1 rRNA gene is annotated in these 331 nt (G+C 57.7%); it reads left to right on the top strand.

What is annotated here, in order from left to right:
- Positions 1-331, top strand: a 23S ribosomal RNA gene (locus LFYK43_RS12365); the annotation flags it as partial.

Here is a 331-nt window from a genome sequence, read left to right as displayed (position 1 = left end):
CTGTGAGACTGACAAGTCGAGCAGGGACGAAAGTCGGGCTTAGTGATCCGGTGGTTCCGTATGGAAGGGCCATCGCTCAACGGATAAAAGCTACCCTGGGGATAACAGGCTTATCTCCCCCAAGAGTCCACATCGACGGGGAGGTTTGGCACCTCGATGTCGGCTCATCGCATCCTGGGGCTGTAGGCGGTCCCAAGGGTTGGGCTGTTCGCCCATTAAAGCGGTACGCGAGCTGGGTTCAGAACGTCGTGAGACAGTTCGGTCCCTATCCGTCGCGGGCGTAGGAAATTTGCGAGGATCTGTCCTTAGTACGAGAGGACCGGGATGGACA

Source organism: Ligilactobacillus salitolerans (assembly GCF_003864415.1).
Classification (GTDB): domain Bacteria; phylum Bacillota; class Bacilli; order Lactobacillales; family Lactobacillaceae; genus Ligilactobacillus; species Ligilactobacillus salitolerans.
Note: the sequence above shows the minus strand (reverse complement) of the source record. Positions and strands in the feature narration are given on the sequence as shown.